The 4,766-nt window shown below is 69.0% G+C and carries 7 protein-coding genes and 1 tRNA gene; 6 read left to right on the top strand and 2 right to left on the bottom strand.

The genetic code is table 11. The annotated features are described in order from the left end of the window. The 6 genes from AC3XYG_RS32765 to AC3XYG_RS32740 form a co-directional block, all read left to right on the top strand. On the top strand, positions 1–510 hold a 510-nt coding region (locus AC3XYG_RS32765), incomplete at its 5' end, for a triose-phosphate isomerase family protein (RefSeq protein ID WP_489144079.1). 86 nt (positions 511–596) lie between these two features. Beyond that, positions 597–673, top strand: a tRNA-Pro gene (locus AC3XYG_RS32760). A 75-nt stretch (positions 674–748) separates the two neighbouring features. Beyond that, the gene (locus tag AC3XYG_RS32755) at positions 749–1,663 is read left to right on the top strand and encodes a 2-dehydro-3-deoxygalactonokinase (RefSeq protein ID WP_489144078.1); all 915 of its coding nucleotides are present in this window, start codon (positions 749–751) and stop codon (positions 1,661–1,663) included. Beyond that, entirely contained in the window at positions 1,663–2,295 is a 633-nt protein-coding gene (locus AC3XYG_RS32750) for a 2-dehydro-3-deoxy-6-phosphogalactonate aldolase (RefSeq protein ID WP_489144077.1), read from the top strand. Before AC3XYG_RS32755 ends, AC3XYG_RS32750 begins: the two co-directional genes overlap by 1 nt. 104 nt (positions 2,296–2,399) lie before the next feature. Next, a complete protein-coding gene (locus AC3XYG_RS32745) occupies positions 2,400–3,023 on the top strand; it encodes a YqaA family protein (protein ID WP_489144076.1) in 624 nt (207 codons plus the stop codon). 42 nt (positions 3,024–3,065) lie between these two features. Further along, on the top strand, positions 3,066–3,533 hold the full coding sequence (locus AC3XYG_RS32740; RefSeq protein ID WP_489144075.1) for an MAPEG family protein: 468 nt from the start codon (positions 3,066–3,068) through the stop codon (positions 3,531–3,533). 21 nt (positions 3,534–3,554) lie between these two features. Here AC3XYG_RS32740 and AC3XYG_RS32735 read toward each other — a convergent pair whose 3' ends face one another. Continuing rightward, complete coding sequence (locus tag AC3XYG_RS32735; protein WP_489144074.1) at positions 3,555–4,016, bottom strand: hypothetical protein; 462 nt, start codon at positions 4,014–4,016, stop codon at positions 3,555–3,557. An 89-nt stretch (positions 4,017–4,105) separates the two neighbouring features. Next, on the bottom strand, positions 4,106–4,766 hold a 661-nt coding region (locus AC3XYG_RS32730; protein ID WP_489144073.1), incomplete at its 5' end, for an amidohydrolase family protein.

Genomic DNA, 4,766 nt, shown 5'->3' with positions numbered 1-4,766 from the left:
CGGATGCTGGCCGATCTCGGCTGCAGCCATGTCATCGTCGGCCATTCCGAACGCCGCCAGGACCATGGCGAGATCGACCTCATGGTCGCCGAGAAGGCCCGCGCGGCGCAGGCCGAGGGCATGGTCGCGATCATCTGCATCGGCGAGAGCGAGACGGAACGCAACGAGGGCCGGGCGCCGCAGATCTGCAGCCGCCAGATCGCCGGCTCGCTGCCGCGCGGCGCCACCGCCGAGAACACGGTGATCGCCTATGAGCCGATCTGGGCGATCGGCACCGGGCGGACCCCGACCGCGGCGGAGGTGGCGGACACCCACGCCCATATCCGGGCGATGCTGGCCGTCCATGTCCCGGCCGAGGCCGCGGGAATCCGCATCCTCTATGGCGGCTCGGTCAAGCCGTCCAACGCGGCCGAGCTGCTGACCCTGGCCAATGTCGACGGCGCCCTGGTCGGCGGCGCCAGCCTGAAGGCGGATGATTTTTGGGCCATCGCCCAAGCCGGCGCAAAATAGCTCCGCATCGGCGTTGCATAGGGCGGGGGCCGTGGTTATAGTCCGGCCCGCTCGCCACCCGGCACCTGTCCGGCGGCGACCACGGTCGGAGCGTAGCGCAGCCTGGTAGCGCACTTGCATGGGGTGCAAGGGGTCGGGAGTTCGAATCTCCCCGCTCCGACCAAATTTCCCCCGGTTTGGCATCGCCAGCCGCCAAGCCCCAAACGACATTTCCGCTGTGAAGGGCCCAGTCCGCGCCATGCTTGTCGCCCTCGATTGGGGAACCTCCTCGCTCCGCGCCTGGCTGCTCGACGCCAACGGTGCCATCCGTGACGAGGCGGAGGCCCCGCTCGGCATTCTCAAGGTCCCCGGCGGCAATTTCGACGCGGTGTTCCGGCAGTTCGTCGAAGGCTGGATCCCGGCCGGCGCAACGGCGGCCATCGCCTCCGGCATGATCGGCAGCCGCCAGGGCTGGGCCGAGGCACCCTATGTCGGCTGCCCGGCCGACGAATCGGCCCTGGCCGCCGGGCTGATCACCATCCCGACCTCGCTGCCAATCCCGCTGCGAATCATCCCCGGCGTCAGCCGGGTCGACGCCGACGGCATCCCCGACGTGATGCGCGGCGAGGAAACCCAGATCATCGGCGACGCACCGGCCAGCGGCCGCCGACTCTACGTCCTGCCGGGCACCCACAGCAAATGGGCGCTGGCCGAGGATGGCCACATCACCTGGTTCGCGACCTACATGACCGGCGAGGCCTTCGCGGTGCTGACCGAGAACAGCATCCTCGGCCGTCTCATGGACGGGGACGGGCGGGCGCCCAACGCGGACGCGTTCCGCCGCGGCCTCGCCATCGGGGCCGTGGCCGGCGGCGGGCTGCTGCGCCGGCTGTTCAGCGTCCGCACCCTCGGCCTGTTCGGCGAGATCGAGCCCAATGCGCTTGGCGCCTATCTCTCGGGCATGCTGATCGGGGCCGAGGTGGCCGACGCCCGCGCGACGGTGTCAGCCGCCACTGGTGCGGCGCCTGATACCGTGACCATCATCGGCGGCACCGAGCTGTCGGAGCGTTATGCCGATGCGATCGACGCGGCCGGCCTGGCCAGCCAGATCGCCCCGCCCGACACCACGTTGAAGGGGCTGTGGCGCCTCGCCAAGCAAGCGGAGCTGGTGTGATGAGCATCTCCCTCGACCAAGCCCTGGCCGACCTGCCCCTGGTGGCGATTCTCCGCGGCGTGAAACCCGACGAGGTCGAAGGCATCGGCGCCGCCCTGGTCGATGCCGGCTTCCGCTGCATCGAGGTGCCGCTGAATTCGCCGCAGCCCGTCGACAGCATCCGCATCCTGGCCGACCGGTTCGGGCAGAGCGTGCTGGTTGGCGCCGGCACGGTGCTGAAGGTTGACGATGTCGCCCGGGTCAAGGCGGCGGGCGGGCGGCTGATCGTGATGCCGCATGCCGATGTCGAGATCATCGCCGAGGCCAAGCGGCAGGATCTGGTCTGCGCCCCAGGTGCTGCCACGCCGACCGAGGCCTTCGCCGCGCTGAAGGCTGGCGCCGACGGGGCCAAGCTGTTCCCGGCCGAGGCGATCCCGCCCGGCGTGGTCAAGGCCTGGCGCGCGGTGGTGCCGGCCGCGGTGCCGCTGATCGCTGTCGGCGGCATCACCCCGGACCGGATGGCGGCCTATCGCGACGCCGGCACCACCGGCTTCGGCCTGGGCTCGGCCCTGTACAAGCCGGGCATGACCGCCGCCGCCGTCGCTGCCACCGCCGCCGCCTTCGCCCAGGCCTGGCACACGCTGAAGGGCTGAGTTCGAGGTGCCGGTTCCCGGCCCCTATCTCCAATCCCGGTCGTGACACCGGGCCGGCCGCCGTCTATGACCGTGGCACGAGCGACGGGGAAGAGGATCAGCGCGTGGTGCAAGACGGGGGCGTGCAGGGCAAGGCCGAGCGGCCGGGCTTCATCCGCCGGCAATACGACCGGCTGATCCGGGCGGCACACGGGCCGCGGGCGCAATGGACGCTGGCCGGGGTCGCCTTTGCCGAAAGCTCGTTCTTCCCGGTCCCGCCCGACGTCGTGCTGATCCCGATGATGCTGGCCAATCCGCGGCGGGCGTGGTGGCTGGCGGGGCTGTGCACCGTCGCCTCGGTGATCGGCGGCCTGGTCGGCTACGCCATCGGCTATTTCCTGTTCGCGACGGTCGGGTCCTGGCTGATCAACCTGTACGGGCTGCAGTCCGGCTTCCACGAATTCCAGCAGAAATACGCGGAGTGGGGCGCCTGGATCATCCTGGCTAAGGGGGTGACGCCGATTCCCTACAAGCTGGTGACCATCACCAGCGGCGTCGCCCAGTTCCCGCTGGGGCTGTTCATCCTGTCCTCGATCGTCTCGCGCGGCCTGCGCTTCTTCCTGATCGCGGTCCTGATGCGCGTTTATGGCGAGAAGGTGCGTTACTATCTTGAAAAGTACATGAACTGGGCCTTCTGGGGCTTCATTGTCCTGGTCGCGCTCGGCTTCGCGGTGATGACGCAGATCTAGCCCGCTGCGTCGAAAACCGCGGGCAAGGGGGAGCGTCCGGCCATGACCGTGCAAGCCATTCTTCTTCCGGTGTTCGTCCAGGTCCTGCTGATCTTCCTGCTCGCCCTTTGGATGCTGCAGGTGCGCGCCGCGGCGGTGCGCAGCGGCGAGGTCCATATGCGCGACATGGTTCTCAGCCAGGCCGTCTGGCCGGCCCGCGCCATCCAGGTCGCGAACAGCTTCCACAACCAGCTGCAGCTGCCGCCGCTGTTCTTCGTGCTGGTGATCCTGGCGATGATGACGAAGAAGGCGGACCTGCTGTTCGTGGTGATGTCCTGGGCCTTCGTCATCACCCGCATCCTGCATGCCGCGATCCACACCGGCCCGAACCGCCTGCATCTGCGCTTCGGCGCCTTCGCCGCCGGCGCCGCGCTGCTGCTGGCGATGTGGGTGATCTTCGCCCTGCGCATCCTACGGCGGGCATCGAGCCGGTGTGAGGAGGGCGGGGGCAGAGGTGATGGGAGCCACTGAAACCAGCGGCTCCCGCCGTTGCTAGCATCCGTCGCCGATGGCCGATGAATCCTCGATCACTTGGTTCCGGTCGGTGCGGATGAACAGCATGCACCCGTGCCAGACCTCATTCTGCTGGTAGTATCCGGTCGGCGTGTACTGGTCCTGGTAGATCGGCGTGGACGCGACGCCGTTGCCGCTCGGTGCCATGCCGACGATGGTCTGGCCAGCGTATTCGGTTCCGGTCTGGACGAATTCTTCCCGGGTGTCGGTGCCCGTCACCGTGTGCCAGACATATTCCCACCCCGCGCTGCCATCCAAGGCGGCATTGCGCGGCGTGTAGTTCTGCGTCTCGCCGAACTGGGCAAAGGCGGCCTGGATCTTCTGCCCCTTGAGGGCATCGGCCTTCTGTTTCGTGGCACTCGGGCCGAACGCACAGGCGCCGAGTGCCAGGGCGCAGCCAACCGTCGTCAGAGCCGCGCGTGCAAGCGTGACTGTCCGCATAGGAATTCCCCCCTCTTTCATTCCCATCCCACCATGATTTCAAATCATGACGATGGTTGGGCGGCCGAAGGGGGATGGGGCGATCCGCCCTACGCCGCCGCCCGCGTCAGCAGCCGCCCGGCGCGGTCGACGTCGGTCTCGCCGGAGCGCCAGGACAGGCGGCCGTTCACCACCACGAAGTCGAGGCCCTTGGACGGGGTCTTCGGCGCCTCGAAGGTGGCGGCGTCGGCGATGTGGACGGGGTCGAACACCACGAGGTCGGCGGCGTGGCCCTCGCGCACCAGGCCGCGGTCGTGCAGGGCGAAGCGCATCGCCGACAGGCCGGTCATCTTGTGCACCGCCGTCTCCAGCGGGAACAGGCCGAGGTCGCGGCTGTAATGGCCCAGCACGCGCGGGAAGGTGCCCCACAGCCGCGGATGGGGGTGGCTGTCATGCGGCAGCCCGTCCGACCCGATCATGGTCAGCGGGAAGGACAGGATGCGGCGGACATCGGCCTCGTCCATCTGGAAGTAGATGGCGCCGGCCGGGTGCAGCCGCACCACGGCTTCCTTCTCGGTGCAGCCCCATTCCCGGGCGATGTCGGCGAGGTCGCGGCCCGCCATCTCCGGCTGCGCCTTCGACCACGCCACCATGATCCGGATGTCGCCGGTGACATGGTCGGGGTCCAGCACCGTCGAGCCCGCGGTGTAGGGATAGGCGTCGAGGCCGACCGGCTGATGGCGCGCTGCGGCCTCGATCACCGGCAGGGTC

This window comes from Inquilinus sp., assembly GCF_057815775.1.
Note: the sequence above shows the minus strand (reverse complement) of the source record. Positions and strands in the feature narration are given on the sequence as shown.

Bases quoted from the DNA above. Each gene is read 5' to 3' on its own strand.
- AC3XYG_RS32740 (WP_489144075.1), top strand. From the start codon at position 3,066: ATGACCGTGCAAGCCATTCTTCTTCCGGTGTTCGTCCAGGTCCTGCTG.
- AC3XYG_RS32750 (WP_489144077.1), top strand. From the start codon at position 1,663: ATGAGCATCTCCCTCGACCAAGCCCTGGCCGACCTGCCCCTGGTGGCG.
- AC3XYG_RS32735 (WP_489144074.1), bottom strand. From the start codon at position 4,016: ATGCGGACAGTCACGCTTGCACGCGCGGCTCTGACGACGGTTGGCTGC.
- AC3XYG_RS32755 (WP_489144078.1), top strand. From the start codon at position 749: ATGCTTGTCGCCCTCGATTGGGGAACCTCCTCGCTCCGCGCCTGGCTG.